The 25,314-nt window shown below is 66.7% G+C and carries 23 protein-coding genes; 4 read left to right on the plus strand and 19 right to left on the minus strand.

The window, feature by feature from the left end; genetic code table 11:
* Nucleotides 1-65 precede the first annotated feature (65 nt).
* From L1787_RS21580 to lpdA, 3 genes are all read left to right on the plus strand, one after another.
* A complete protein-coding gene (locus tag L1787_RS21580; protein WP_235711182.1) occupies nt 66-470 on the plus strand; it encodes an MAPEG family protein in 405 nt (134 codons plus the stop codon).
* Nucleotides 467-1,222, plus strand: coding sequence for an SDR family oxidoreductase (locus L1787_RS21585; RefSeq protein WP_235711183.1), 756 nt, complete (start codon nt 467-469; stop codon nt 1,220-1,222). The genes L1787_RS21580 and L1787_RS21585 overlap by 4 nt, the downstream gene beginning before the upstream one ends.
* A gap of 120 nt (nt 1,223-1,342) precedes the next feature.
* Nucleotides 1,343-2,743 carry a dihydrolipoyl dehydrogenase gene (gene lpdA / locus L1787_RS21590; protein WP_235711184.1) on the plus strand — a complete coding sequence of 467 codons (1,401 nt, stop codon included), beginning with the start codon at nt 1,343-1,345 and terminating at the stop codon, nt 2,741-2,743.
* A gap of 200 nt (nt 2,744-2,943) precedes the next feature.
* Here the strand turns inward: lpdA and L1787_RS21595 are convergent, their stop codons facing one another.
* Genes L1787_RS21595 through fabA form a run of 11 tightly spaced genes read right to left on the minus strand, consistent with a single transcriptional unit; the run spans nt 2,944 to nt 12,384 of the window.
* Complete coding sequence (locus tag L1787_RS21595) at nt 2,944-3,252, minus strand: LapA family protein (RefSeq protein WP_235711185.1); 309 nt, start codon at nt 3,250-3,252, stop codon at nt 2,944-2,946.
* Between the two features lie 48 nt (nt 3,253-3,300).
* Nucleotides 3,301-3,669, minus strand: a complete 369-nt coding sequence (locus L1787_RS21600) for an integration host factor subunit beta (protein ID WP_235711186.1) — start codon at nt 3,667-3,669, stop codon at nt 3,301-3,303.
* On the minus strand, nt 3,662-4,630 hold the full coding sequence (gene sppA, locus L1787_RS21605; protein ID WP_235711187.1) for a signal peptide peptidase SppA: 969 nt from the start codon (nt 4,628-4,630) through the stop codon (nt 3,662-3,664). The genes L1787_RS21600 and sppA overlap by 8 nt, the downstream gene beginning before the upstream one ends.
* A 51-nt stretch (nt 4,631-4,681) precedes the next feature.
* A complete protein-coding gene (locus L1787_RS21610) occupies nt 4,682-6,001 on the minus strand; it encodes a bifunctional folylpolyglutamate synthase/dihydrofolate synthase (protein ID WP_235711188.1) in 1,320 nt (439 codons plus the stop codon).
* A gap of 2 nt (nt 6,002-6,003) precedes the next feature.
* The gene (gene accD / locus L1787_RS21615) at nt 6,004-6,981 is read right to left on the minus strand and encodes an acetyl-CoA carboxylase, carboxyltransferase subunit beta (RefSeq protein ID WP_235711189.1); all 978 of its coding nucleotides are present in this window, start codon (nt 6,979-6,981) and stop codon (nt 6,004-6,006) included.
* Nucleotides 6,978-7,799, minus strand: coding sequence for a tryptophan synthase subunit alpha (trpA, locus tag L1787_RS21620; protein ID WP_235711922.1), 822 nt, complete (start codon nt 7,797-7,799; stop codon nt 6,978-6,980). Before trpA ends, accD begins: the two co-directional genes overlap by 4 nt.
* Nucleotides 7,796-9,022 (minus strand): tryptophan synthase subunit beta, encoded by a 1,227-nt coding sequence (gene trpB / locus L1787_RS21625; protein ID WP_235711190.1) that lies wholly within the window; start codon nt 9,020-9,022, stop codon nt 7,796-7,798. The genes trpA and trpB overlap by 4 nt, the downstream gene beginning before the upstream one ends.
* Nucleotides 9,019-9,714: a phosphoribosylanthranilate isomerase gene (locus tag L1787_RS21630; protein WP_235711191.1), complete on the minus strand. Its 696-nt coding sequence runs from the start codon at nt 9,712-9,714 to the stop codon at nt 9,019-9,021. Before L1787_RS21630 ends, trpB begins: the two co-directional genes overlap by 4 nt.
* Entirely contained in the window at nt 9,711-10,562 is an 852-nt protein-coding gene (fabI, locus tag L1787_RS21635) for an enoyl-ACP reductase FabI (protein WP_255720744.1), read from the minus strand. Before fabI ends, L1787_RS21630 begins: the two co-directional genes overlap by 4 nt.
* Before the next feature lie 25 nt (nt 10,563-10,587).
* Nucleotides 10,588-11,808, minus strand: a complete 1,221-nt coding sequence (gene fabB / locus L1787_RS21640) for a beta-ketoacyl-ACP synthase I (RefSeq protein WP_235711193.1) — start codon at nt 11,806-11,808, stop codon at nt 10,588-10,590.
* A 48-nt stretch (nt 11,809-11,856) separates the two neighbouring features.
* The gene (fabA, locus tag L1787_RS21645) at nt 11,857-12,384 is read right to left on the minus strand and encodes a 3-hydroxyacyl-[acyl-carrier-protein] dehydratase FabA (RefSeq protein WP_235711194.1); all 528 of its coding nucleotides are present in this window, start codon (nt 12,382-12,384) and stop codon (nt 11,857-11,859) included.
* Between the two features lie 320 nt (nt 12,385-12,704).
* Between fabA and irrA the strand changes: the two genes are divergently transcribed.
* Nucleotides 12,705-13,088 (plus strand): iron response transcriptional regulator IrrA, encoded by a 384-nt coding sequence (irrA, locus tag L1787_RS21650; protein ID WP_235711923.1) that lies wholly within the window; start codon nt 12,705-12,707, stop codon nt 13,086-13,088.
* Nucleotides 13,089-13,225: 137 nt separating this feature from the next.
* On the opposite strand, the gene L1787_RS21655 is transcribed toward irrA, so the two are convergent.
* The 8 genes from L1787_RS21655 to L1787_RS21690 all read right to left on the minus strand — a co-directional run bounded on the left by L1787_RS21655 (nt 13,226) and on the right by L1787_RS21690 (nt 25,266).
* The gene (locus L1787_RS21655; protein WP_235711195.1) at nt 13,226-15,049 is read right to left on the minus strand and encodes a hypothetical protein; all 1,824 of its coding nucleotides are present in this window, start codon (nt 15,047-15,049) and stop codon (nt 13,226-13,228) included.
* Nucleotides 15,050-15,183: 134 nt separating this feature from the next.
* Entirely contained in the window at nt 15,184-16,464 is a 1,281-nt protein-coding gene (locus tag L1787_RS21660) for a TRAP transporter large permease (RefSeq protein ID WP_235711196.1), read from the minus strand.
* A complete protein-coding gene (locus L1787_RS21665; protein WP_235711197.1) occupies nt 16,465-17,028 on the minus strand; it encodes a TRAP transporter small permease in 564 nt (187 codons plus the stop codon). It lies immediately after the preceding gene.
* A gap of 76 nt (nt 17,029-17,104) precedes the next feature.
* Nucleotides 17,105-18,082, minus strand: coding sequence for a sialic acid TRAP transporter substrate-binding protein SiaP (locus L1787_RS21670; RefSeq protein ID WP_235711198.1), 978 nt, complete (start codon nt 18,080-18,082; stop codon nt 17,105-17,107).
* 742 nt (nt 18,083-18,824) lie between these two features.
* Complete coding sequence (locus tag L1787_RS21675) at nt 18,825-19,127, minus strand: ATP-dependent Clp protease adaptor ClpS (RefSeq protein WP_235711199.1); 303 nt, start codon at nt 19,125-19,127, stop codon at nt 18,825-18,827.
* A gap of 13 nt (nt 19,128-19,140) precedes the next feature.
* A complete protein-coding gene (gene uvrB, locus L1787_RS21680; protein WP_439648323.1) occupies nt 19,141-21,858 on the minus strand; it encodes an excinuclease ABC subunit UvrB in 2,718 nt (905 codons plus the stop codon).
* Between the two features lie 1,804 nt (nt 21,859-23,662).
* Complete coding sequence (locus L1787_RS21685; RefSeq protein WP_235711200.1) at nt 23,663-24,388, minus strand: heparan-alpha-glucosaminide N-acetyltransferase; 726 nt, start codon at nt 24,386-24,388, stop codon at nt 23,663-23,665.
* Nucleotides 24,376-25,266: a LysR family transcriptional regulator gene (locus L1787_RS21690; RefSeq protein WP_235711201.1), complete on the minus strand. Its 891-nt coding sequence runs from the start codon at nt 25,264-25,266 to the stop codon at nt 24,376-24,378. Before L1787_RS21690 ends, L1787_RS21685 begins: the two co-directional genes overlap by 13 nt.
* Nucleotides 25,267-25,314 lie beyond the last annotated feature (48 nt).

The raw sequence follows: 25,314 nt of genomic DNA on the forward strand, positions 1-25,314 counted from the left end.
AACGCCGTTAAAGATCGTGTGAACGACGATGGTCGCCTTGGTGACCTCACGGCGCGGGAGAAATCATGTCGATCGAACTCGTATGCGTCGCATTGGGCGGGGTCCTCGTCCTTGTCCAAATGCTTCTCGCGGCCGGGCCGCGGATGATGTCGGCCGGTGTCGACTGGGCGATGGGGCCTCGCGATAGCGGGCCGCCCGCGGTCTCGCTCGCCGCCCAGCGCGCCGACCGGGCCTTTCGCAACGTCCTTGAGACCTATCCCGTGTTCGCCGCGGCCGCGATCGGCGTGGTGGTGGCGGACGGGGCGAATGGGCTTTCGGCCGTCGCGGCGATCCTCTATCTCGTCGGGCGGATCGTCTATGTCCCCGCCTATATCGTCCCGATGGGCCCGCTGCGCTCGTTGGTGTGGGGGCTCTCTCTTCTCGGCATCGGTCTGATGCTTCTACGTCTTTTGGTGGTGGCGGCTGGGTGAGTAACGGAATTTGTGTGGTGACGGGCGGCTCCCGTGGGATCGGGGCGGCCGTCGCCAAGCGCGCGAGCGCGAGTGGCTGGGATATCCTGATCAATTATCGGGCGAACGCCGAGGCGGCCGAGAAAGTCGCCGCCGCCGTGCGGGACAATGGGCGCAAGGCCGCAATCGTTCGCGCCGATATCGGCACCGAGGCGGGCATCGCCGCGACCTTCGAGGCGGCGGACCGGATGGGCCGTGTGACGGCGCTCGTCAACAATGCCGGGATGGGCAATGCCGTCGGTGACGTGACCACATTCTCCTTCGAGCAGATCGACTGCCTCGTGCGGCTCAATCTCACCGGCGCGATCGTCTGCGCACGTGAGGCGATCCAGCGCATGGCGTACCGCTTCGGCGGCGAGGGTGGGGCGATCGTCAATATCAGCTCGGTCTCCGCCAAGCTCGGCGCGCCCAACCAATATGTCCACTATGCCGCGACCAAGGGGGCGCTCGAGACGCTGACGGCCGGCCTCGCGCTCGAATGGGCGCGGGAGGGGATCCGGGTCAACGCCGTCCGGCCGGGCACCATCGATACCGAGTTCCACCACTCGATCGGCACGCCCAACCGCGTTCGCGACGCCGGGCCGACGATCCCCCTCGGCCGCGCCGGCGCACCGGAGGAAATCGCCGAGGCTGTCGTCTGGCTGATGTCGGATGCCTCTTCCTATTCGACCGGCAGCGTGATCGACGCCACCGGCGGGCGCAATGTCGCTTGAGATGTGGGCGCGGCGCCCCGCGTTGCATTCGGCACAATCCACCTCCGCACCGCCTAGGCCTTGACCGCGCAAGCCTCAGCCGTCAGGTGAACGGAACCAGTGATAAGAGGGACGATGAACATGGCGGCCTATGACGTGGTGGTGATCGGCACCGGACCGGGAGGCTACGTGGCCGCGATTCGCGCCGCGCAGCTCGGCCTCAAGACGGCGGTCGTCGAGAAGTGGCCGACCTTCGGTGGAACGTGCCTCAATATCGGCTGCATTCCCTCCAAGGCGCTGCTCCACGCGTCCGAACTCTACGAAGAAGCCGGCCACGGTTTTGCGGATATGGGCATCGGCGTCGACCCGAAGCTCGACCTTGCCAAGATGCTGGCCTTCAAGGACGAAGGCGTTGACGGCAACGTCAAAGGCGTCGAGTTCCTCCTGAAGAAGAACAAGATCGACACCTATCGGGGTGTCGGTGCGGTCGCCGGCCCTGGCAAGGTGAAGATCACCCCGGAGAGCGGCGACGCGCAGGAGATCGACGCGAAGTCGATCATCATCGCGACCGGCTCCGACATCGTGCGGCTTCCCGGGATCGAGATTGACGAGAAGCGGGTCATCTCCTCGACCGGCGCGCTCACCCTCTCCAAAGTGCCGAAGCGCCTCATCGTCGTCGGCGGCGGCGTGATCGGCCTCGAGCTCGGCTCGGTGTGGCGCCGTCTCGGCTCCGAAGTGACGGTCGTCGAGTTCCTCGACCGGATCCTGCCGCCGGAAGATGGCGAGATCTCCCGCCAGTTCGAGCGCATCCTCAAGAAGCAGGGCATGACCTTCCGCACCAAGACCAAGGTGACGAGCGTCGACACCTCCGGCAAAACGCTGAAGGTGACGCTCGAGCCCGCCGAGGGCGGTGAGGCGGAAGTGGTGGACGCCGACGTCGTTCTCGTCGCGATCGGCCGCCGGCCTTACACCGAGGGTCTCGGCCTCGAAGCGGCGGGCGTCGAGATGGACGAGCGCGGCCGGATCAAGACCGACGACCATTTCCGCACCAATATTCCGGGCATCTACGCCATCGGTGACGTGATCACCGGCCCGATGCTCGCCCACAAGGCCGAGGACGAGGGCGTCGCCGCGGCCGAGATCATCGCCGGCCAGGCGGGCCACGTGAACTACGAGGCGATCCCCAGCGTCGTCTATACCTACCCGGAGGTCGCTTCGGTCGGCCGCACGGAAGAACAGCTCAAGGCCGACGGAGTCGCCTATAAAGTGGGCAAGTTCCCCTTCACCGCCAACGGCCGGGCGAAGGTGAACCGCACGACCGACGGTTTCGTGAAAATCCTCGCCGACAAGACGACGGACCGCGTGCTCGGCGTTCACATGATCGGCCCCGATGTCGGCACGATGATCGCGGAAGTGACGCTCGGCATGGAGTTCGGCGCCGCGGCCGAGGACATCGCCCGCACCTGCCACGCCCATCCGACTCTCTCGGAGGCGGTGAAGGAGGCGGCGCTCGCCGTCGACGGACGCGCCATCCATATGTGAGCCGGTCTTTCTCCGACCGCGCGATGGTTTCGGCCGGCCCTCGTGGCCGGCCGTTTTCGTATCGGGGCCGTGTTCCGTGCGGCGGCGCCGGGCGCTCCGATGTCACCAAAGAATAAAGCGGGCTCCGAGGAACAGGCTGGGACACGCCCTCGTGTCCGATAGGGGAGGCGATGCCGTACCCTCGAACGGGCGAGGCGCGGTCAGCGAAGGGGAGCGCGTGGGGCGGCGAGCGGCGGGCGCTGGGCCGCAGCCGTGCGCAGCGCGTCGACCTCGCCGCGCAGTCTCTGTAGCTCGCGCTGCTCTAGCCGGGCCGAGCGACGCCGATGCCGGCGTCCGTACCAGCTTCCGAGGCCGCCGATTACGACACCGGCGGCGAGTGTCGCGAACAGGATCGCGTAAAGCGGCAGCGAGATGGTGAGATCGTCCGCCGCTCGGAACGGGCTGACGGCGAGCGTGATCGGTTGGCGGTTCGCCGCCGCCAAGATGACGATCGCGGCTGCCGCCAACACGATCAACGCCGTGCCGAATGCCCGTCCCATCGCTGGCGTGCGCGAACGCTATTCGGCAGCGTCGCGCACGATCGTGCGTTCGTCGTCCTGGTTTCGACGACGGGGGGACGAATGGTCCGAAGACCGCACCGATTGGCCGGAATCGTTGATGCGGTCACGCATCTCCTTCCCGGTCCGGAAGAATGGAGCGGCCTTCTCGGCAACCTCGACCGGCTCGCCGGTTCGTGGGTTGCGCCCTGTACGCGGTCCCCGCAAGCGCACCGAAAACGCACCGAACCCCCGCAGTTCGACACGGTTGCGCTCACGTAAGGCCTCGGTGACTTCGCCGAGGACGACATTCAGGACCGCCTCTACATCACGCTGGTAGAGATGCGGGTTTTGCAGTGCCAAACGGGTTACCAACTCGGACTTAATCATTGTTAGCCACCTTTGCGTCCGAAGGTGCTGAACCGTGCCAAATGGACCAGAGACCGTCAACCGAGATCGTTGGGCGAATTGTTGGCATTTCCATGCCCAATGCGCCGAAAATACGCCCAATCACATAGTCGGCCATATGGGTCGAAAGAGAAAAGTCGTTTTCATCGCGCGGTTCATAGGTTTTGACTGGCAGATCGGCCGGGATATCCCGGTCGCTCACCAGCCAGGCGATGGCGACGTCCTCGCCGCCGATCTCGTCGATCAGGCCCTCTTCGAGCGCCTGGTGGCCGGTGAAAATCCGGCCGTCGGCGAGGCGGCGGGCCTTCGCTTCGGGCATGGCGCGGCGCTCTTCGACGAGGCTGAGGAACCAGGCGAACGTGTCATCGACGACCGACTGCAGCGCCGCGACCGCGTCGGGCTGGGCAGGCTGGAAGGGGTTCGGCTCGGCCTTCAGCGGGCCGGAATCCACCTTCGAGACCTCGATGCCCCAGTTCTTCAGGAGCTGGTTGATTTGTCCATATTGGATCAGAACGCCGATCGAGCCGGTGAGACTGGAGCGATGGGCGACGATATGATCGCTCGCCAGCGCCGTCATGTAGGCGGCGGAGGCGCCGATGGTGTTGATATGGGCGACGACAGGCTTTTCCGCGTTGAGGGCGCGGAGGGCCTCGTAGAGGCGTTCGCCGCCCACCGAGGTGCCGCCGGGGGAATCGATCGAGATGAGGACGCCGGCGATCCGGTCATTCTCTTTCATCGATTCGATCATTTTGATCAGCGGCCGGCTCGACACGATCGCGCCCTGCACCGGAATGCGGGCGATGTGGGTCGGTCGCAGATCGACGGTCCAATAGATGCCCGCACCGATCGCCGCGATGACGATCAGGATGACGAGCCCACGCCAAAAGCTCACCCGGCGGGCCAGGCGGCGGCGATCGAGAAGAGTGTCGACGTCGAGCGACATGGGCGTGCCTCGGGAGCGTTACCGTTCGTGACACCCTTGTAGCACAAAGACTTAAGTGGGTGGCGTCCCGTTTTGCGCGAGAACGTCTCCGACCAGATAGAGCGAGCCGGCGATCAGAATTCGCGGCGGCGGCTCGAAACGCCAATTCTCGGACAGGAGGCGGAGGGCGGTGCGGACCGAGCCGGCGGGCTCGGCCGAAAGCTGCGCGGCCTCCGCCGCGTCGGCGAGCGCCGCCGCCTCGATCGCGGCCTCACTGCCCGGCACGCGCACCGTGAAGACGTGCCGGACGAGGCCGGCGAAGGGGCGGAAATACGCCTCCGGATCCTTGGTCGACAGCATCCCCGCGATCAGGAAGAGCGGCCGAGAGACGCGCTCCTCGAGATCGGCCATCGCCGCGGCGACGACCTCGCCCGCGTCGGCATTGTGGCCGCCATCGAGCCAGATCTCCGCGTCCTTCGGGCCGGCTTCGACGATGCGTCCGCGGGTGAGGCGCTGAAGCCGTCCCGGCCAGTCGACATCGCTCATTCCGGCTTCGAGGCTGTGCGGATCGTCGAGGAGTTCGGTGACGCGCGCCGTCGCGATCGCGACGCCGGCATTCACCGTCTGATGGCGGCCCGGAAGGCGGGGCACCGGCAGGTCGACGAGGCCGTCATTGTCCTGGAAGACGAGGCGCCCGTGCTCCTGGATCACCGCCCAGTCGGCCCCGCCGAGATGAAGCGTCGAGCCGGTGCGCGCCGCGGCCCGCTCGATGACGGCGCTGACCTCGGCGCTCTGCGGGGCGGAGATGACGGGGACGCCGCGCTTGATGATGCCGGCCTTTTCCGCCGCGATCTCGCCGACCGTCGGCCCGAGAAAGCCGACATGATCGATGCCGATCGAGGTGATCACCGAGGCGAGCGGCTTGTCGACGACATTGGTCGCGTCGAGGCGGCCGCCGAGGCCGGTCTCGAGAACCAATGCGTCGGCCGGGTTCTCGGCGAAGAGGAGGAAGGCGGCGGCGGTGGTGATCTCGAAGAAGGTGATGGGCTCGCCGGCGTTCGCCTCCTCGGCGCGCACGAGCGCGTCCATCAGCGCCTCGTCGGTCACGAGCGTGCCGCCGCCGGGGGCACCGAGGCGGATGCGCTCGTTGAAGTTCACGAGGTGGGGCGAGGTGTAGACGTGGACGCGCTTGCCGTCGGCTTCGAGCATCGCGCGCAGCATCGCCGCGACGCTCCCCTTGCCGTTGGTGCCGGCGATGTGGATCACCGGCGGGAGGCGCTTTTCGGGATGATCGAGCGCCGCCAGAAGCCGTTCGACCCGCCCGAGCGACAGGTCGATCCGCTTCGGATGAAGCGCCGAGATCCGTTCCAGGATCGGGCTCGTGGCGTCCATGATCAGGTCGAGACCGACGCCGGCTCCTGCTCGGCCTTGGGCGTGCCGCCGGCGCTCTCGCCCTCGGCTTGGGTTTCGCCGCCGGCGACGCTTTCGGGTGAGGGAAGCGCGATCGCCTCGGGGGCCGGCGGAAGCTGGTGCATCATCACGCGCATGAGCTTGGCGAGCGTTCCCCGCATCTCGTGGCGGTGGACGACGAGATCGACCATGCCGTGCTCGTGGAGATATTCGGCGCGCTGGAAGCCGTCGGGCAGCTTCTGGCGGATCGTCTGCTCGATGACGCGCGGGCCGGCGAAGCCGATGAGGGCGCCGGGCTCGGCGATGTGGACGTCGCCCAGCATCGCGTAGGACGCGGTGACGCCGCCCGTGGTCGGGTTGGTGAGGACGACGATATAAGGAAGGCCCGCTTCGCGCAGGGCGATGACGGCCGCCGTGGTGCGCGGCATCTGCATGAGGGAGAGGATGCCCTCCTGCATGCGCGCGCCCCCCGAGGCGGCGAACAGGACATAGGGCGTGCGCTCACGGATCGCGGCTTCCGCGCCGGTGACGATCGCCTCACCGGCCGCCATGCCCAGAGAGCCGCCCATGAAGGCGAAGTCCTGGATCGCGACGGTGACCGGAAGCGTCTCGATGGCGCCCTTCGCGACCGTCACCGCGTCGTCGCGGCCGGTCTTGGCGCGGGCGTCGCGCAGGCGGTCCTGATAGCGGCGCTCGTCGCGGAATTTCAGCGGATCGAGCGGGACCGAGGGAAGGGAAAGCGTCTCGTAGGTTCCGCCGTCGAACAGCGTCTCGAGCCGCTTCGGCACCGGCATCCGCATGTGGAAGCCGGACCCCGGAACGACCCACTGATTTTGCTCCAGATCGCGATGGAAGACCATCTCGCCCGTCTCGGGGCATTTGATCCAGAGATTGTTCGGCGTGTCGCGCTTGGTCCAGAAGGAAGAGATCTTCGGACGGACGACGGAGCTGATCCAGTTCATACGGCAACCTCAGCGCGGGCTTGGCGGACACCGCTCGCGAGGGACTTCACAAAGGCATGGGTGGCGGCCGGCGCGGTGCCGGGTTCCGCCTTGGCGATGACGTCGACAATGGCCGAGCCGACCACGACGGCGTCCGCGACGCGCGCGATTTCGGCGGCCTGGTCCGGCGTCTTCACGCCGAAGCCCACGCCGACCGGAAGCGTCGTCGCCGCTTTCAATCGAGCGACGGCACGGCCGATATCCGCAGCGGCCGCGCTCGCCGTGCCGGTGATCCCGGCGATCGCAACGTAATAAAGGAAGCCGGACGTGTTGGCGAGGACCGCGGGAAGGCGCGCGTCGTCGGTCGTCGGCGTGGCGAGGCGGATGAAGTCGAGACCGGCCTCGCGCGCGGGCAGGCAGAGCTCGTCGTCCTCCTCGGGCGGCAGATCGACGACGATGAGCCCGTCGACGCCGGCATCGGTGGCGGCCTTCAGGAAATCGGCGACGCCGCGATGATAGATCGGGTTGTAGTAGCCCATCAGGACGATCGGGGTCGTGTCGTCCTTCTTGCGGAAATTGCGGACGAGGCCGAGCGTCGCGGCGAGGGAACCGCCGGCATCCAGCGCGCGGCGCGAAGCCGCTTGGATCGCCGGGCCGTCGGCCATCGGGTCAGTGAAGGGCATGCCGAGCTCGATCACGTCGGCGCCCGCATGGGGCAGGCCGTCGAGGATCGCGGCGGACGTCGCAAGGTCCGGGTCGCCGGCGGACACGAAGGTCACGAGCGCGGCGCGGCCTTCCTCGGCGAGCGCGTCGAAACGGGCTTTGATGCGGCTCATCAGTTTGCCTTCAGCTCACGCGCGTCGAGCGCCGAGGCCACGGTGTGCACGTCCTTGTCGCCGCGGCCGCACAGGTTCATCACGATGATCGCGTCCTTGTCCATCGTCGGCGCCACCTTCGCGACGTGGGCAAGAGCGTGCGCGGGTTCGAGCGCCGGCAAAATACCTTCGGTGCGGGCGAGTAGCTGGAAGGCCGCGAGGGCCTCCTCGTCGCCGATCGGCACATAGGAGACGCGGCCGACCTCCTTCAGCCAGGAGTGCTCCGGCCCGATGCCCGGATAGTCGAGACCGGCCGAGATCGAATGCCCCTCGAGGATCTGCCCGTCATCGTCCTGCAGCAGATAGGTCCGGTTGCCGTGGAGCACGCCGGGCTCACCCGCGGTGAGCGAAGCGCAATGCTTGTCGCCTTCAAGCCCTTCGCCGCCAGCCTCGACGCCGGTGATCGCGACGTCCTTGTCGTCGAGGAAGGGGTGGAAGAGGCCGATCGCGTTCGAGCCGCCGCCGACCGCCGCGACGACGAGATCCGGCAGGCGGCCCTCGGCGGCGAGGATCTGCTCGCGCGCCTCATCGCCGATGATCGACTGGAAGTCGCGCACCATGCGCGGATACGGATGCGGACCGGCGGCGGTGCCGATCAGATAATAGGTGTCGTCGACATTGGTCACCCAGTCGCGAAGCGCCTCGTTCATGGCGTCCTTCAAGGTGCCCGCACCGGCCTCGACCGGGATCACCTCGGCGCCGAGAAGGCGCATGCGGAAGACGTTGGGCGCCTGCCGCTCCACGTCCTTCGCGCCCATATAGACGACACAGGGAAGGCCGAAGCGCGCACACACGGTGGCCGTCGCGACGCCGTGCTGGCCCGCGCCGGTCTCGGCGATGATGCGCGTCTTGCCCATGCGCTGGGCGAGCAGGATCTGGCCGATACAGTTGTTGATCTTGTGCGAGCCGGTGTGATTGAGCTCGTCGCGCTTCAGGTAGATTTTCGCGCCGCCGAGCTCCTCGGTCAGCCGCTCGGCGAAATAAAGCGGCGAGGGGCGGCCGATATAGTGGGTGCCGAGATGGGCGATGTCGGCGGCGAAGGCCGGATCGGCGCGCGCCGCGTCATAGGCCTTCTCGAGCTCGAGGATCAGCGGCATCAGCGTCTCGGCGACGAAACGGCCGCCGAAAATGCCAAAGCGGCCCCGCTCGTCGGGCCCGGTGCGGTAGGAGTTCGGCCGTTCGCTCACGCTGTGATTCCTTCGGCGGCAGATGCGGTTCGGACGGCCTCGACGAAAGCGGCCATCTTGGCCGCGTCCTTGACGCCGTTCGTCTCGACGCCGGACGAGACGTCCACCGCGTAGGGGCGCACGAAGCGCGCCGCTTCACCAACGCTCGCTGGGTCGAGACCGCCTGAAAGCATGAAGGGTCGCGAGGGGTCAAGCGCCGTCAGAAGGCTCCAATCGAAGCGCTTGCCGTGTCCGCCGGGGCGGTCGGCGCCCTTGGGGGGCTTCGCGTCGATCACGAGGAGCGCGTCGTAGAGCGAGGCGGCGGCGAGGTCGTCCGCGGTGGCGACGCCGAGGGCCTTCGCCATCGGCAATCCGGTGCGGGCGGACAGCGCGGCGACACGCGCCGGCGGCTCCTTGCCGTGGAGCTGGAGCGCGTCGGGGCGGACGGCATCGATGAAGGGCATGAGGGTCGCGTCGTCCGCGTCGACCGTGAGGGCGACGATCGTCGCCCGGCCGCGCACCGCTTCGGCGACGGCGGCCGCCGCATCGATCGCGAGATGGCGCGGGCTCGGCGGGAAGTGGACGATGCCGACCATGTCGGCGCCCGCCGCCACCGCCGCATCGGCGAGCGCTGGCGTGGTGATCCCGCAGATCTTGATCAGCGGGCCCCTGCGGGCAGGTGGCCACCCGGATATGGGGCCCGCGTCGATCACGATTCCTCGGCGAGGATGTCGGGCCGGCGGGCCTCCACCTTCTCCTCGATGATTTCGCGACGCTCCTCCGCCCGCAGCTCGTCGAGCTTGGGCATCGACATCACGCTGAAGCCGGAATCCACATAGTGGATCTCGCCGGTGACGCCGGAGGAGTAGTCGGACAGGAGATAGGCGGCGGAGCGGCCGATCTCTTCGAGCGTGACGGTGCGCTCGAGCGGGGAGTGCTTGCGCTGATAGTTGAACATCAGCCGCGCGTCGGTGACGCCAGCGCCGGCGAGGGTGCGCACCGGGCCGGCCGAGATCGCGTTGACGCGCACGCCGGTGGCGCCGAAATCAGCCGCGAGATACCGCACGGACGATTCGAGCGCCGCCTTGGCGACTCCCATCACGTTGTAATTCGGCATGACCTTCACGGAACCGCCATAGGTCAGCGTTAACATGGACCCGCCGTCGGTCATCAGCTCGGCGGCGCGCCGCGCCGATTCGGTGAAGGAGAAGCACGAGATGAGCATGGTGCGCGTGAAATTCTCGCGCGAGGTGTCCGCGAAGCGGCCCTTCAGCTCGTTCTTGTCCGAGAAGGCGACGGCGTGCACGAAGAAGTCGATCGACCCCCAGTGCTTCGCCGCGACGTCGAAGAGGCCGTTGACGCTGTCGAGATCCTCGACATCGCACCGTTCGAGGAACGTCGCCTCCACCTGATCGGCCAGCGGACGCACGCGGCGGCCGAACTGGTCGTTCTGGAAGGTGAGGCCGATCTCTGCGCCTTCAGCGTGGAGCTGACGCGTGATTCCCCAGGCGATGGAGTGGTTGTTCGCCACTCCCATCACGATACCTCGTTTGCCGGCCATCAAGCCGCCGGCTTTCAATTCGCCATCAGCCATCATAGCGCGCCAAGACAATAGAAGCATTGGTGCCGCCAAAGCCGAAGCCATTGGACAGCACGGTTTCGATCGGAACGTTATCCTGCCGTTCGCGGACGATCGGCAGATCGGCGAACGCGGGGTCGAGCTCTTCGATATGGGCGGAGCCCGCGATGAAGCCGTTGCGCATCATGATGAGCGAATAGATCGCCTCGTGCACACCGGCCGCGCCTTGGGCGTGACCCGATAGGGATTTGGTCGCCGAAATGGGCGGCACGTCGTCACCAAAAACTTCGCGCACCCCTTCCATCTCCTTGAGATCGCCGATCGGCGTGGAGGTGGCGTGTGGATTGATATAATCGATCTTGCGATTGCCGGCCTGAGCGAGCGCGGCGCGCATACAGCGCACACCACCTTCGCCGGAGGGGGCGACCATGTCGACCCCGTCGGAGGTGGCCGCATAGCCGACGATCTCGGCGATGATGTTCGACCCGCGCGCCTTGGCGTGTTCGAGCTCTTCGAGAACGAGCACGCCCGCGCCGCCGGCGATCACGAAGCCGTCGCGGTTCTTGTCGAACGGGCGGGAGGCGACGGCCGGCCGATCGTTATAATGGCTCGACATGGCGCCCATCGCGTCGAACAGGACGGACAGCGTCCAGTCGAGCTCTTCGCAGCCGCCGGCGAACACGATGTCCTGCTTGCCGAGCATGATCTGCTCGGCGGCGTGACCGATGCAGATGTTCGTCGTCGCGCACGCGGCGGACATCGAATAATTGAGACCCTTGATCTTGAAGTGCGTCGCGAGCGTCGCCGAGGCGGTGGAGCTCATCGCCTTCGGGACGGCGAACGGGCCGATCCGCTTCGGACCCTTGGTCCGCGCGATGTCGGCCGCCTCGACGATGGTCCGCGTCGACGGTCCGCCCGAGCCCATGACGAGGCCGGTGCGCACGTTCGAGATCTCGCTCTCTTCGAGGCCGGCGTCACGGATCGCCTGGTCCATGGCGACATGGTTCCAGGCCGTGCCGCCGCCATGAAAGCGCATGGCGCGGCGGTCGACGCACTCGGACGCGTCGAGCGTCGGCGCGCCGTGCACCTGGCTGCGGAATCCGTGTTCGGCGTATGACTCGGCACGCACGATGCCCGAACGCCCCTCTTGGAGCGATGCGGTCACCTCTTGCGTCGACCCGCCCAGCGGCGAGACGATGCCCATGCCGGTGACAACCACCCGTTTCATGAAAACTCCAAATTCCGACCGGCCCAGAGGCCTAGAGCGTGAGTGCCCTTAGGAGGCTTGCGCCGCGTCCTTGAACAGCCCGACCCGAAGATCTTCCGCCTTGTAGATGGCTTCCCCGTCCGCCTTCAACCAGCCGTCGGCGATGCCCAAGGTGAGCTTCGAGCGCATGACGCGCTTGAGGTCGATGCCATATTCCACAAGTTTCACGTTCGGAAGCACCTGACCGCTGAACTTGATCGAGCCGACCGAGAGGGCGCGGCCGCGCCCTTCGCCGCCGAGCCAGCCGAGAAAGAAGCCGAGCATCTGCCACATCGCATCTAGGCCGAGACAGCCGGGCATCACCGGGTCGCCCTTGAAGTGACAGTCGAAGAACCAGAGGTCCTCGCGAAGGTCGAGCTCGGCACGGATCTCGCCTTTGCCGTGCGCGCCGCCGGTTTCCGATATTTTCGTGATGCGATCGAACATCAACATCGGCGGCAACGGCAATTGCGCGTTGCCGGGGCCAAACAGCTCGCCGCGGGCGCAAGCCAAAAGATCTTCGTACTCGTATTGCGACCGCTTAATGGTGTTCGTCATTGCCATCGGTAAAATCAGTTCTCATCCCCGAGCGTTCCACCGAGATTGGGGTCGAGGTTCCTCTGGCGCAAGCGACCGGGTGGTCACGAGCGCACGGTTATCGTTGCCGTTCGTTATGGCCGATTATCGATCCGTGGCAAGCGTGGCACTGACACGGATCATTGATCTCGTTGATCCGGACCGTTATATCCATTCCCGAGCGCGTGGCAAAAGCCACGTTTTTGAGCAGTTTTTTAGGGTAGGCCATGGCAGTTTTCTTCTCACGCGAAACGACGGACGGCGCTAAGGACGTGCAGCCGGTTGGCGTTCACGTGCGGGAAATGCTGAAAGGGTCCGGCCTTCGGCCGACCCGGCAGCGTGTCGCGCTCGGCAATATCCTGTTCGGCCGCGGCCACCGCCACGTTTCGGCGGAAGGCCTGCACGAAGAGGCAGTGTCGGCTCGCGTCCCGGTGTCGCTCGCGACCGTGTACAACACGCTGCATCAGTTCACCGAGGTGGGCCTGCTGCGCGAAATCGCGGTCGACGGTACGAAAACCTATTTCGACACCAACACCGACGATCACCACCACTTCTTCGATGAGGCCACCGGCGCCGTGACGGACATTCCCTCGCGCAGCCTGTCGCTCACCCGCGTCCCCGAGGCGCCGGAAGGGATGGAAATCTCCCGCGTCGACGTCGTGGTGCGCATTCGCCCGCGGAGCTGAGCGGGTCAGGCGATTCGTCGCGGATTGCTCACCCGCGAGAATCGGTGACCGGCGGTCGCGCTGGTTGCGACATCAAGCCGCCTCGATCGAGGCGGCTTTTTTTATTTTTTCGCCCTGCTCACGAATCGCGATTCACCTCATGCGAGGAATATCGCCGAATCGTAAAGTGCGTCGGCGACGCTGAAATCCTCCCGCGCCGGGAGACCCACGGTCCATAGATCGGCGAGCGCGAGGCGCTCGGCCAGCGCCGGCGCGATGTCGAGCCCGGCGGGCAACGCGCGCTCCTCGACGATCACCACCCGCTCGATGCCGGTGAAGGCGAGCCCCAAAGCGGGGATGCTCACGTCGCCGATCGCCCCGCCGAATCCGCGCGAGGCGTCGATCGCATCGATCACCAGCGTCCGGTCGCCAGCATCGGGCAGGATCAGAAGCAGCGTGTCCCATCCGGGGCCGCCGTCGAAGACGTCGATGTCGGCCGCGTTCGCCGCCGTGCCGCCGAGAAGGGGCTCGTCGACATGGACGAGGAGGTCGTTGCCCCGGCCGCCCCGGACCAGATCGCTGCCGAGACCGTCGAAGAGGGCGTCGTGTCCCGATCCGCCGTCCAGCGTGTCGTTCCCGTCATGGCCGTCCAGGATATCGTTGCCGGCGGGGAGGCGGATGCCGAATAGACGCGGTCCGGCGCCGCCATGCAGCGCATCGTTCCCGCTGCCGCCGGCCAGAATATCGTCCCCGCGGCCGCCATTCACAGTGTCGTTGCCGGCCCCGGCGAACACGATGTCCGCCCCGCGATCGGTGACGATCGCATCGTTTCCGCCGCCCATGATCATCAGATCGTCGCCGGAAAACAGCGTGTCGCGGGTGAAGCCGCCGGCGTCGCCGCCGAATGTCACCGTGCCGGTGAGGGAGGCGTCGAGAAAGGCGGCGATGAGGTCGTGGGCATTGGCGTTCGGATGGAGGATGTCGAAGAAGAAAGAGCGATCGTCCGGCGCGGCGAAGGGGAAATCGGGATTGACCGGCTCGAAGAGGGCGAGCGCGCCGCCCTCGTCCACGGGATAGGGGCTCGAGGCCTCATAATAAGGCTCGGCGAACGCCTGGATGTTGAAGTTCGACGGGTCGGCCTCCACCGCGCTCACCAAGGCGGCGACGTCGACCGTCTTCACCTGCGCGTCGAAGTCCGGCCGGAGCGTCAGCGCCGAAAGTGCGGCGCCGAGAACCGCGTTCTGCAGCTCCATCAAAATGTCGGCGATCGCGGGGACGGGCGCAGCGATGCGGTTCACGAGGGGGACGTTGGCGATCGGGCTCGTGAGATAGACGATCGTGTCCACCCCGGCGGCATCGAGCCGCAGTGCGGCCTCGACCGTGGTCTCGACGATGCCCGCCATCGTCGCCGCGAACTCGGGCAGGATCGCGAGAACCGTCTCGATCGACACGGCGCCGGAGAAGAGGTCCGCGTTGCCGGCGACGACATCGGCGAGGTCGTTCGCGCCGACGAGAAGGGTGACGGCGGCGTTGGCCGGCGCGCCGCGCTCCTCGAAATCGGCGATGATCCGGTCGACCTGGGCGGTGAGGTTGATGTCGTAGGCGCGCTGCTCGGGTGTGAGGTCCGCACCGGCGAAATCGAACAGGCTGACAGTGCCGCCGGGGTCGGTGCCGTTGCGCAGCGATTGCTCGACGGTGCGCGAGCCGATCGCCCGCGCGGTCGCGACGGCGACGTTCACGATGTCGCCGGCAAGGCCCAGCGTCCACACGGCGGTCTGCGGGTAGGAGACGCCATCGTCCTGCCCGTCCCCGTCGATGTCGCCCTGGAGATTGGTGATCGAGAGCGAATAAAGGAGCTCTTCGCGAAGCGTCGCGTCCATTCCCGGCGGGGTGATGAGGGGAATGAAATTGCCGTAATCGGTGAGGCTGTCGCCGGCTGCGTAGAGGACGCTGTAAGGGGGCCTTGGACCGAAAAGACTCATTGTGTCCTCGCGCACGGGAGAATGAGGCGAAGTCTAGCGCCGTTTCTGGCGAGGATGATCGTCGGTCGGCGGAAAAATACTCGGAATTTCGCGAAAAAAGCCCCGTCCGGCGTGGGCCGGGCGGGGCGGTCGCCTTAGCGGTAGATCAGCGTCGGCAGCCACATGGTGATGGCCGGCACGAAGGTGACGAGGATGAGCACGATGCCGAGCGGGATCAGGAACGGCGCCGTCGCCGTGACGCAGCGCTCGAACGGCACGTTGGAGACCCGCGAGAGAACGTAGAGCACCATCCCGATCGGCGGCGTCAGCAGGCCGATCATCAGATTGAGCACCATGATCACGCCGAAATGCACCGGGTCGACGCCGACATTGATGGCGATCGGCAAGAGCACGGGCACGAGGATGGTGATCGCCGCCACCGTCTCCATGAAGCAACCGACGATCAGGAGGATCAGGTTGATGAGGATCAGGATGACGATCGGATTGTCCGATGCGGACAAAAGCAGCGCCGCGAAGTGCTCGGGCACGCGGTTGGAGGTGAGGATCCAGGCGAAGATCGACGCCGCCGCGACGATGAAAAGGACGACGGCCGTGGTCTCGATCGTGTCGTAGGAGACGCGCAGAAAGCGCCGCCAGGACAGCGTGCGATAGACGAAGAGGCCAAGGACCAGCGCCCACACACAGGCCGCGATCGCCGCCTCCGTCGGCGTGAACGCGCCCGTCAGGATGCCGCCGACGATGATCACCGGCGTGAGCAGCGACAGGAAAGCGCTGCGGAAGGTCTTGCCGAGGCGGACGATCGAGAAGGACTGGTCGCGCGGATAGCCGCGCACGCGCGAGAAATAGGCGACCATGATCATCAGCGCGATGGCCATCACGAGGCCGGGAATGAAGCCGGCGGCGAAGAGCTGACCGATCGAGGCGCCGGCGACGACGCCGTAGATCACCATCGGCAGCGAGGGCGGGATGATCGGTCCGATCGTCGACGAGGCGGCGGTGACGCCGACCGAGAAGCCGGGATCGTAGCCGGCATCGCGCATCGCCTTGATCTCGATCGCGCCGAGGCCGCCGGCGTCCGCGACGGCGGCGCCCGACATACCGGCAAAGATCACCGAAGCGCCGACATTGACGTGCCCGAGACCGCCCCGCATCCAGCCGACGAGGGCCTTCGCGAACTCGAAGATCCGTTCGGTGATGCCGGCGGTGTTCATGAGATTGCCGGCGAGGATGAAGAAGGGCACTGCGAGGAGCGGGAAGGAGTCGACACCGTTGATCATGCGGTGGGCGACGACCATCTCCGGCACCTGGCCGGTGATGAGGATGAAGACGGCGGACGACCCGGCGAGGGCGATCGCGACGGGGAAGCCGAGGGCGATGGCTCCGAAGAGGAGCACGAAGAGGACAACGAGTTCCATTCAGTCTATCGCAGTCGACGCGGCATGCCGCTCTGGGTCAATGAGCCGGCTGGTGCCGGTGGTGAGATGGCGAATGGCCGTGATGATGGCGTAGACGGTCATGCCGGCGAAGCAGACCGCGACGCTGTAGTAGACCCAGGATTTGGGCACATCGATCGAGACCATCATCTGGAAGGTCTTCCCGGCGAGTTCGTAGGTGAGCCAGGTGAGCGCGCCGTAGAAGACGACGGCGGTGATGTCGACGATCGTCTGCAAGATGCGGCGCAGGACGCGCGGCATCCAGCGATAGAGGATCTCGACCGCGATGTGGCTGCCTTTGCGCACCGCCATGATCGAGCCGATGAAGGTGACGCCGATCAGCAGGAAGCGCGCGATCTCCTCCGTCCAGCCGAGCGAGTCGTTCAGCACATAGCGCGTGAAGAACTGCAGGAAGACGACGAAGGCGAGCACCCAGAAGACGATGAGGACCGGCACGTCGACCCAGCGCAGGTCGGACAGGTCGATCTCATCGTCCTGGAAGAGGGGGGCGGATGCCGTGGCCGAATCGGCCGGTTCGGTGGTCATGGGTTCGGGCACACTCACGCTTTGCGGGAAAGGCCCGGCCGCGTCGCGGCGGCCGGGAGACTGAGCGCTTCGGGCGTTATTCGATCGCCTGCAGGCGGTCGTAGGTCTCCTGATCCCAGGTCGCCATGTCGCCATTGTGGAGCTTCATCGTGGCCTCACGGAAGGGACCGCGATCGACCTCGTTGACGTTGACGCCCTGGTCACGGAACCACTGAACGAGGTCTTTTTCCTGCTGGATGATCTGCTCCGTGGCGCAGGCCGAGGTCTCGACCATGATGTCGCTCAGCGCCTGACGGTCTTCCTCGGACATCTGGTTCCAGGTCGGCCCGCCGATGATCGTCAGAAGCGCGTCGGTGATGTGGCCGGTGAGGTTGATGTCGGATTGCACCTCGTAGAACTTCTTCGCCTGGATCGTGGGAAGCGGGTTCTCCTGCGCGTCCACCGTGCCCTGCTGAAGCGCGAGATAGACCTCGGCGAAGGCGATCGGGGTCGGGTTGGCGCCGACCGCGCGCGGGAACATCATGTAGAGCGGGGCGTTCGGCACGCGGATCTTGAGGCCCTTCATGTCCTCGGGGCCGTTCAGCGGCTTGTTCGAGGTCGCATGGCGGTTGCCATAATAGGTCATCGCGACGATGTGGTTGCCGGTCGCGTCCATGTAGCCCTTCGACAGCTCGTCGAAGAGGTCGGACTGGCGGAACTTGTCCCAGTGATCATAGTCGCGGAACATGTAGGGCGCGCCGCCGATGGCGATCGGGCCATAGGCGCGGCCGGCGAAGAGCTGGCCGGTATAGATGATGTCGACGGTGCCGAGGCCGAGGCCTTCGTTGATGTCGACTTCCTTGCCGAGCGAGGAGGCGGGGAACACCTCGAGGCCGTAACGGCCTTCGGTGGCCTCCTGCACCTTCGGATCCGCCTCGACGGCGCAGGTGTGATACGGCTCGCTTGCCTCGTAGACGTGCGCGAATTTCAGCATCTTCGGAGCAGCCGACGCGCTGAGCGGCGAAAGCGCCGTCGCAGCCGCGGCGGCGAACGCCACGAACGTGAGTGCCTTCATGGTAACCAATCCTCCCAGGTAGGTTCTCGACACTTAAGGTCGATATTGGCGAGACCGTAGTGGATGCGCATTCCAGGCTCAAGCTCTCGCATTCGCTCGCCTGCACGCCGATTCGTCCGTTGTCTACACTGTTGTTGAAATTTGCGGCGCGAGAGCGGCTGAACTTTAGCGCGCAGGCGGCGTTCGGCACGCTGGGCGTGCAGTCGCATTGGATTAAAGCCGCGGGTCGTTTTGGGTGCAAAGCGCGTGGATCGCCAAGCGAACCCAAGCGAAAGCGACTGCAAGCCGATCGCGCTTCGAGCGCCGGTGTCGACGGGCGGATTTTCCGGTGGATGGCGCGGTCGCGAGACGGCCCTTTGGTCAGTGCTCGTCACCAGCACGCGGACGGGGCCGGTGCCTTCGGGCAAAGCCGCATTTCATCGGTGCGACAGCGCTTCGCGGGCCACGATGGCGAGGACCTCCCGGCGACCGGTCGAGGTCGACGGGGGCGCGCCGACGGGATTCGGCCCTGAGGCGCGGCGATCGTTCCATGCCCCGGCGCTTCGAGCCTGTTCTCGCGGTCCGCGCGGCGGCGGGGACGGGCGCGTCGCGCCGATCATGCCCGCAGCCCGGCGGATCGGCATGCGACAGGCGTCGGCCCGCCGGGCCGTTGCCGACGTGATCGCCGGAACGCGCAGGATGTTCGGGAGGCGGCGGCCTCGCGCCCGCCGGTTATGCGCCGGCGGTCACATCGTCGCGCGGTCTATTCTTCCGGCTCGGTGGTGAATTGGAGCGGATGGCCGGCGTACTTGGCCATGTCGTTCGCCTCGTTCGCCTTCGTCTCGGCGATGTCCTTCGGGTAGACCGAGACGACACACGCGCCGCGCGTGTGTGCGACGTGCATGATCCGATAAGCCGTCTCGCCGCCGATGCGGAACACGCCCTTCAGCACCTGCACCACGAACTCGCGCGGCGTATAGTCATCATTCAGCAGGATGACCTTGTGCAGCTTCGGCCGCTCGACCTTCGGTTTGACGGCCGGTCTCTTTTGAACCTCTGTCGACATTTCGACGTCTCGCTCAGCTTCCCGGCCGGCCGGTCTTGCGCTTGCGGCGGCCGGAGCGTTTCACGTCCGCCGGATCCTCGTGGCTGCCGATGCCGACCTTGTGGCGCACCACGAGCCCGGCGGCGTCTTCGTCTTTGCGCAGGGGTTTTTCGGTGCGCTTCACCGTCATCTCGTCCAGATTGTTCTTGCGCGCGCGCGTCGGCGGATCCTCCTCGCGGCGCACCCGGCCGCGATCGGTGCCGGGGCCCATGTTGTCGAGCGAGGGCTTCGTGGCGCGCGATTTCAGGTTTCCCGCCTTGCCATAGGAGCGCTCGCCGGCATAGCGGCCCGCGCTCGCCTCGATGTCGCTCTGGCGCGTCATCGGATCGTCGGAGATCGCGAGCTCGGTCTTCTGCAGGCGCTGGATCTCGTCGCGCATGCGGGCGGCCTCCTCGAACTCGAGGTTGGCGGCGGCCTCGCGCATCCGGCGTTCGAGATCCTCGAGCGTCACCTTCATATTGTGACCGACTTCGGCGCCGCCCTCGGCCATGCCCTTGTCGACGCGGACATGGTCGCGTTCGTAGATCGAATCGAGAATGTCGCCGATCGAGCGCTTCACCGATTCGGGCGTGATGCCGTGCTCCTCATTGTAGGCGAGCTGCTTCTCGCGGCGCCGGTTGGTCTCGGCGATGGCGCGTTCCATCGAGCCCGTCATGTGGTCGGCATAGAGGATGACGCGGCCGTCGACATTGCGGGCGGCGCGGCCGATCGTCTGGACCAGCGAGGTCTCGGAGCGCAGAAAGCCCTCCTTGTCGGCGTCGAGGATCGCGACGAGGCCGCATTCGGGAATGTCGAGCCCCTCGCGCAGGAGGTTGATGCCGACGAGGACGTCGAACGTGCCGAGGCGCAGATCGCGGATGATCTCGATGCGCTCGAGCGTGTCGATGTCGGAGTGCATATAGCGCACGCGCACGCCGTTATCGTGGAGATATTCGGTGAGGTCCTCCGCCATGCGCTTGGTGAGCGTCGTGATCAGCGTGCGATAGCCCGCGTCGGCGACGGCGCGGATCTCGCCGAGCACGTCGTCGACCTGATGCTTGGCGGGACGGATCTCGACCGGCGGGTCGATGAGACCCGTCGGGCGGATGACCTGCTCGACGAAGACGCCACCCGCCTCGTCCATCTCCCACCCGGCGGGAGTGGCGGAGACGGCGACGGTCTGCGGCCGCATGATGTCCCATTCCTCGAAGCGGAGCGGGCGGTTGTCCATGCAGGAGGGGAGGCGGAAGCCGTATTCGGCAAGGGTCGCCTTGCGCCGAAAGTCGCCGCGATACATCGCGCCGATCTGCGGCACGGTGACGTGACTTTCGTCGAGAAAGACGATCGCGTTGTCGGGCAGATATTCGAACAAAGTGGGCGGCGGCTCGCCGGGTTTGCGGCCGGTGAGATAGCGCGAATAGTTTTCGATGCCGGCGCAGGCGCCGGTCGCCTCCATCATCTCGAGGTCGAAGCGCGTGCGCTGCTCGAGGCGTTGGGCCTCGAGCAGGCGGCCCGCATTGTTGAGCTCGACGAGCCGGTGCTTCAGCTCCTCCTTGATGGATCGCATCGCTTGCTGAAGCGTCGGCCGCGGCGTCACATAGTGCGAGTTCGCATAGACCTTCACGAGCTCCATCTCTTCCGACTTGTGGCCGGTGAGGGGATCGAACTCGGTGATCGATTCCACTTCGTCACCGAACAGCGAGACGCGCCAGGCGCGGTCTTCATAGTGCGCCGGGAAGATTTCGACCGTATCTCCACGCACCCGGAACGTGCCGCGCACGAAGTTGACGTCGGATCGCTTGTATTGAAGGGCGACGAGATCGGCGAGAAGCTGGCGCTGATCGAGCTGCTCGCCGACCTGGATCGAGAACGTCATCGCCGTATAGGTCTCGACCGAGCCGATACCGTAGATGCACGAGACGGAGGCGACGATGATCACATCATCCCGTTCCAGGAGCGAGCGCGTCGCCGAGTGGCGCATCCGGTCGATCTGCTCGTTGATCGACGATTCCTTCTCGATATAGGTGTCCGTCCGCGGGACGTACGCCTCCGGCTGATAATAGTCGTAGTAGGAGACGAAATATTCGACGGCGTTGTTCGGGAAGAAGGACTTGAACTCGCCATAGAGTTGGGCGGCCAACGTCTTGTTGGGGGCGAGGATCAGCGCCGGGCGCTGCATCGTCTGAATGACTTGCGCCATCGTGTAGGTTTTGCCGGAGCCGGTGACGCCGAGCAGGACCTGCATGCGGTCGTCGTTGGCGAGGCCGGCGGTCAGCTCCTTGATCGCCTGGGGCTGGTCGCCGCGCGGCTCGTACTCGGAGACGAGCTCGATCGTGACGCCGCCTTCGCTCTTGTCGGGGCGGGGCGGGCGGTGGGGCTGCCATTCGCCGGCCCGGAATTCGGGGCGGCCTTCCTGGATGAGCTGTTCGAGGGCGGTGACGGTCGCCGTCGCGCCCGAGGTGGGCAGGGCCTCGGCGTCCTCGAGGGTGATGTCGAGCCCCGCGACGGGATTGAGGCCCGCCCCGGCCCGCTCTCGCGCCGATGCCTTGCCGCCCATCGAGGTGCCACGCGCGGTCCGTTCCGCACTCGCAGCCTTGCCGCGTTTCGCGGCGGATTTGCCGCCTGCCGTCTTGGTGCTGGCCGTCTTGCCGGCGGCCGTCGTGCCGTTGCCCGCGCTGCGGCTGGCCGATTTGCCGGAGGACGCTTTGCTGATGGCCGGCTTGCCGGCGGTCGCGGCGCCGGCTTTGCCGCTCGCCGCCTTGCCGGTGGGCGCTGTGCCGTTGGTCGCCGTTTCGACGGCCGCCTTGTCGGCGGGCGCGTTGCCGCTGGCCGTCGTGCCGACGGCCGCCTTATCGGCGGGCGTTGTGCCGTTGGTCACCGTGCCGACGGCCGCCTCATCGGCGTGCGCGTTGCCGCTGGCCGTCGTGCCGTTGGCGGCCTTATCGGAGGGCGCATTGCTGCTGGCCGTCGTGCCGGTGGGGTCTGTATCGTTGGCGGCTTCGCTGCTCGCCGACTTGTCGGCGGTCACCTGGGCGGGGGAGGCGAGGGTCTTCGTTGGCTTGCCGCGCGCCGCATTGCCGGCGGCGGTCGTGTCGCCGGCCGCTTCGTCGCTGGCCGATTGTCCGGCGGTCACCGTGCTCGCCGGTAAGGTGCCGTGCGCCGCCGAGCCACGAGCCGCCTTACCGGCCGCGGATTTGCCGCCGGGCGGTGTCGTGTTCGACTCGTCGGTGACTCGCGCCTTCGGTTTCGACGCGTTTCCAGTTTCGGCCCGGGCGTTGGCGCCACGGGCGGCGTTGCCCGATAGGGCGTCACCCGGCCCGCCCGAGCTTTCGGACATGGTGGACGACGGCGCTTCGAGGGCCGCGCCTCGGCCCGTCGCTGCGGTGTCGCCTTTGGCCTGTTTGCCGCCGGCGCGCTTGGTCACGCCGCCGGAACCTCGCGGCTTCGCAGCCGAGCGCGCGCGCTTCGCCGTGTTGGTCGGCGATGGCGCCCTGTCGTTCGGCGGTGACGCTGGACGGTCGTCGCCGCCGTCGTTCGCGATTTCGTCAGCCCAGGCCTCGATCGATCGGGGCGATTCGGCCTTGCGGTTCGGGCTCGAACCCTCGGCGAACCCGTCAGGATCTTCGTGGTCGGTCATCGTCCTGATATGGCGCAGATGGCCGCGCTCTACAACGTCTTCCAAGGCTTGAATCGGCGGCCGAATCCATTCGCCCTCGTGCCTCGTGCCTCGTGCCTCGTGCCTCGTGCCTCGTGCCTCGTGCCTCGTGCCTCGTGCCTCGTGCCTCGTGCCTCGTGCCTCGTGCCTCGTGCCTCGTGCCTCGTGCCTCGTGCCTCGTGCCTCGTGCCTCGTGCCTCGTGCCTCGTGCCTCGTGCCTCGTGCTTCGTGCTTCGTGCCTCGTGCCTCTCCCTCGCCGCCGCTGGCCTCATCCTTCGGATCTCGCCCGCGTCACCATTCCAGCCGGGGCACCGGCGAAGGCCGTCAACAGCCGCGTCGGATGCGGCAGGCCTCGTTGCGGCGCGAGCCCGGCGCGAAATAGGCGGCGCAGACGGCGCGCTCGCGGGCGCAATACCGAGCTTCGCCGCGACGGGTGATCACGAAAGGCGGGGCGCGATTTCGGCATCGCCCGTCGGCCGCGCAGCGGCGCCACCAGGGGCGCGCTCTCAGTGGTGTGTCGCACGCAGGGCCGCGGCACGGCCGGGCGGCGCGACCGGGGCCGGCCCGCATATGGGGGCTCTCGGCCAGCAACGGGCGTTCGGCTGGGCGGACGCCGGGCGGCTTGCCCCAATTTTTGACGGCGACACTCGTCGGGATGAAGGGCGGTGAGCCGCGGGCGGACGCGCCGGCGTCGGCGGCCCGCGCGGGGATCGCGCCGAGAAGGAGCGCGGCCACCGAGAGGCATGACACCAGGCACGACAGAAGGCGGATCGACATTTGCGGTATGGGCTCCTCCCACCGAACGAGAGAAGTTCTAGCATGAGTTGCAATATGCGATCTAGGGGTGTATCGTGATTTTGTTCTAGAGACGGTCCAGCAACATGAAGAAAGCGAACAGCACGGGCTGATGCAGCAGATAGATCAACAGGCTGTTGCGGCCGAGGGCCATCACGCCGTCCCAGAATGGGCCGGGATCGCCCGTCTGCGCCGTCTGGCGGAAGAGGCGGGCGAAGGCGACGCCCACCAGCGTCGCCCCGAACCAGGGGAAGATCGGTTCATAGTCGAAGGTGAAGGGCGGCACCGTCGCGAGGCCGAGCGGGTAGGCCCAGGGCGCGTTAAACACGTCGCCCCGGACGAAATGGGGGAGGGCGAAGGTGGCGAGCGCGGCGAGGAGCGTCAGCGCGACCGGCGCACGCAGGAAGGGAAGGGCGAGAAGGCTGAAGGCCGCGATCGCGTGCAGGATCCCGAAATAGACCGGCGCCGGCATCGCGAATGCAGTTCCGAGCGTCACCAGAAGCGCCGCACCGGCGATCACGGCGAAGCGGCGCCAGAATGACCGCCACCGGATCCCGTCCGGATGCGAGATCACGAGGCTCACCCCGACGAGGAAGAGAAAAGAGCTTGCGATCGAGGCGGCGAAGGCGCGCCAGCCCGCCCCGGTCGTTACCGGCCAATCGACATAGCCGAAAAAGAGGAGATCGAACGAGGCGTGATAGGCGACCATCGCGATGATCGCGACACCTCGGGCCGCGTCGAGCCAGAGGATGCGCGGGCGGCGCGCCCGCGCTGTGCGCCTCAGTATCGCCACGCCTCCGCCTTCGCCAAGAGGAAGTCACGGAACGCCTGGACGCGCGCCGAATTGCGCAGCTCCTCCGCGTAGACGAAATAAAGCTCGTATGACGGTGCTTCGGCGCCGAGATCGAGCTGAACCAGCCGGTCCTCGTCCTCGATCACGAAGTCCGGCAAGACGCCGAGCCCGGCTCCGCCGGCCACCGCATAGCGGAGCGCGAGGATGTTGTTGATCCGCACCGATGCGTTGCGGGGATCGTCGCCCGGCCGCCCGGCCGTCTCGAGCCAGTTAAGCTCACGCAGATAAGACGGCGGGTTGGGGCCGAAGGCGCAGATCCTGTGCTGGGCGAGATCGTCGAGCGAGGTTGGCGTCCCGTATGTCTCGAGATAGCTCTTCGCGGCATAGACGTGGAAGTGCACCGTGAAGAGGCGCCGCTGGACGAGATCGGGCTGCACCGGCTGACGCCAGCGGATGGCGATATCGGCCTCACGCATCCCGATATCGAGCTCGTTGTCGTCGAAGATCAGGGAGAGCTGAACGTCGGGATAGAGCTCGATAAAGTCGCCGATGCGGGCGCAGAGCCAGGATGAGCCGAGCGCGATCGTCGTCGTCACGCGCAGCACGCCGCGGGGGTGATCGCGCGAATCGAGGAGCGCGCCCTCCACCATCTGCAGCTCGCGCGCAATCTCGCTCGTCGTGCGGAAGAGCCGCTCGCCTTGCTCGGTCAGCAAGAGGCCGCGCGCATGGCGGTGGAACAGCGGAACGCCGATCTGCATCTCGAGCGCGTGAACTTGGCGGCTCACGGCCGACTGGCTGATATTGAGATCCTCACCCGCATGGGTGAAGGACCCCTTCTGCGCAGCGGCGTGAAAAACCCTTAGCTTGTCCCAGTCCATGGGCGGCCTCCGTCGACCCATGGGCGACTGTGGAAGTGAATTGCCGTG

It is taken from the genome of Acuticoccus kalidii, assembly GCF_021556395.1.
GTDB lineage: Bacteria > Pseudomonadota > Alphaproteobacteria > Rhizobiales > Amorphaceae > Acuticoccus > Acuticoccus kalidii.

Excerpts from the sequence above, each read along its gene's own strand:
- L1787_RS21660 (WP_235711196.1), bottom strand. The coding sequence starts at position 16,464 with ATGGAACTCGTTGTCCTCTTCGTGCTCCTCTTCGGAGCCATCGCCCTC.
- irrA (WP_235711923.1), top strand. The coding sequence starts at position 12,705 with ATGCTGAAAGGGTCCGGCCTTCGGCCGACCCGGCAGCGTGTCGCGCTC.
- L1787_RS21690 (WP_235711201.1), bottom strand. The coding sequence starts at position 25,266 with ATGGACTGGGACAAGCTAAGGGTTTTTCACGCCGCTGCGCAGAAGGGG.
- L1787_RS21670 (WP_235711198.1), bottom strand. The coding sequence starts at position 18,082 with ATGAAGGCACTCACGTTCGTGGCGTTCGCCGCCGCGGCTGCGACGGCG.
- lpdA (WP_235711184.1), top strand. The coding sequence starts at position 1,343 with ATGGCGGCCTATGACGTGGTGGTGATCGGCACCGGACCGGGAGGCTAC.
- L1787_RS21675 (WP_235711199.1), bottom strand. The coding sequence starts at position 19,127 with ATGTCGACAGAGGTTCAAAAGAGACCGGCCGTCAAACCGAAGGTCGAG.
- sppA (WP_235711187.1), bottom strand. The coding sequence starts at position 4,630 with ATGTCGCTCGACGTCGACACTCTTCTCGATCGCCGCCGCCTGGCCCGC.
- fabI (WP_255720744.1), bottom strand. The coding sequence starts at position 10,562 with ATGGCCGGCAAACGAGGTATCGTGATGGGAGTGGCGAACAACCACTCC.
- L1787_RS21610 (WP_235711188.1), bottom strand. The coding sequence starts at position 6,001 with ATGGACGCCACGAGCCCGATCCTGGAACGGATCTCGGCGCTTCATCCG.
- L1787_RS21600 (WP_235711186.1), bottom strand. The coding sequence starts at position 3,669 with ATGATTAAGTCCGAGTTGGTAACCCGTTTGGCACTGCAAAACCCGCAT.
- L1787_RS21655 (WP_235711195.1), bottom strand. The coding sequence starts at position 15,049 with ATGAGTCTTTTCGGTCCAAGGCCCCCTTACAGCGTCCTCTACGCAGCC.
- fabA (WP_235711194.1), bottom strand. The coding sequence starts at position 12,384 with ATGACGAACACCATTAAGCGGTCGCAATACGAGTACGAAGATCTTTTG.
- accD (WP_235711189.1), bottom strand. The coding sequence starts at position 6,981 with ATGAACTGGATCAGCTCCGTCGTCCGTCCGAAGATCTCTTCCTTCTGG.
- L1787_RS21665 (WP_235711197.1), bottom strand. The coding sequence starts at position 17,028 with ATGACCACCGAACCGGCCGATTCGGCCACGGCATCCGCCCCCCTCTTC.
- L1787_RS21580 (WP_235711182.1), top strand. The coding sequence starts at position 66 with ATGTCGATCGAACTCGTATGCGTCGCATTGGGCGGGGTCCTCGTCCTT.
- fabB (WP_235711193.1), bottom strand. The coding sequence starts at position 11,808 with ATGAAACGGGTGGTTGTCACCGGCATGGGCATCGTCTCGCCGCTGGGC.